Source organism: Kitasatospora sp. NPDC057512, assembly GCF_042802135.1.
In the GTDB taxonomy this organism is placed as follows: domain Bacteria; phylum Actinomycetota; class Actinomycetes; order Streptomycetales; family Streptomycetaceae; genus Kitasatospora.
In genome coordinates this window covers 1-1,286 of record NZ_JBHVET010001246.1, presented here as the reverse complement: position 1 = coordinate 1,286, position 1,286 = coordinate 1, and the positions used below count along the sequence as shown (strand labels likewise).

Below are 1,286 nucleotides of genomic sequence, written 5' to 3'. Positions count from 1 at the left end.
CCGGTGGACGGGCCCTTCCGCATGTCCGGGGGAGGTGCGCCGGGCGTCTCCGGGGCTCAGCAGCCGTTCCTGAGCACGCTCTCCGGCAGGTAGCGGTCGGCCCAGACGGCCAGTTCGGTGAGCGCGGGCTTGAGCGCGACGCCGGCTTCGGTGAGCCGGTAGCTGACCCGCAGCGGCGGGCCGGCGTCGACCTCGCGGACGACCAGCCCGGCCTCGGCCAGCTCGGTCAGCCGGTCGGAGAGCATCCGCTCGCTGATGCCCGGGACGGCGCGGCGCAGCTCGGAGAAGTACGCGGGGCCGCCGTTGGTGAGGACGCCCAGCAGCATGCCGGTCCAGCGCTTGCCGAGCAGGGTGAACACCCGGGTGAGGGCCAGGTCGGCGTTGCGGCACGGGCCGGGGCCCTCGGCGCCGCACGCGTCGGTGGCGATCGGGACTCCGTCGGTCACTGCCTCGTGCTCGGCCATGGGTCCAGCCTACTCGACCCCTTACTAGTGACTATAGAAAAGTAAGCTGCTACCGTACCTACAGTTGCAGCGAAATCAGCAGCTACTTATTCTCTGGAGGTCCTGCCATGCCTACGCTCCTGCACCTCGACTCCTCCGCGGTCGCCGACGGCTCCGTCTCCCGCGAGGTCACCGCCGCCTTCCGGGCCGCCTGGCAGGCCGAGCACCCCGAGGGCACGGTGATCTACCGGGACCTCGCCGCCGACCCCCTCCCGCACCTCGACGCGCACGGCATCAGCGCCGGATTCGCCCCCGCCGAGGCCCACAGCGCCGAGCAGGCCGCCGCCTTCGCGCTGCGCGAGCAGGTGATGGCCGAGCTGGAGCGGGCCGACGCCGTGCTGATCGGCAGCCCGATGTACAACTTCACGATCCCGTCGACCCTCAAGACCTGGCTGGACCACGTGATCCTGGTCGGCCGCACCGCCGGCGAGGCGCCCTCCGCCAAGGGCACCCCGGTCACCGTGGTCGCCTCCCGCGGCGGCTCGTACGCGCCCGGCGCCCCGCGCGAGCCGTACGAGTTCGTCACCACCTACCTGGAGAAGGTGCTGACCGGCATGCTCGGGCTGGAGGTCGACTTCATCGTCCCCGAGTTCACCCTGGCCGGCGCCGTCCCGGCGATGGCCGACTTCGTCCCGAAGGCCGTCGAGTCCAAGGCCCAGGCGCTGGAGCAGGCCGTCCGCCGGGCCAAGGAGACGGCCGCCCGAGCCGCGGTGTGACGTCCGTCGGAGGCGCGCCCCACCGGGCGCGCCTTCCGCGCAATCGGCCGCCGGTGCTCCCATGCCG

2 protein-coding genes are annotated in these 1,286 nt (G+C 72.6%); one reads left to right on the top strand and one right to left on the bottom strand.

The annotated features are described in order from the left end of the window. Positions 1 to 56 precede the first annotated feature (56 nt). Entirely contained in the window at positions 57 to 464 is a 408-nt protein-coding gene (locus ACFU6K_RS39230; protein WP_380671491.1) for a winged helix-turn-helix transcriptional regulator, read from the bottom strand. 107 nt (positions 465 to 571) lie between these two features. Between ACFU6K_RS39230 and ACFU6K_RS39225 the strand changes: the two genes are divergently transcribed. Beyond that, positions 572 to 1,219, top strand: coding sequence for an FMN-dependent NADH-azoreductase (locus ACFU6K_RS39225; protein WP_380671489.1), 648 nt, complete (start codon positions 572 to 574; stop codon positions 1,217 to 1,219). The last annotated feature ends 67 nt before the right edge of the window (positions 1,220 to 1,286 follow it).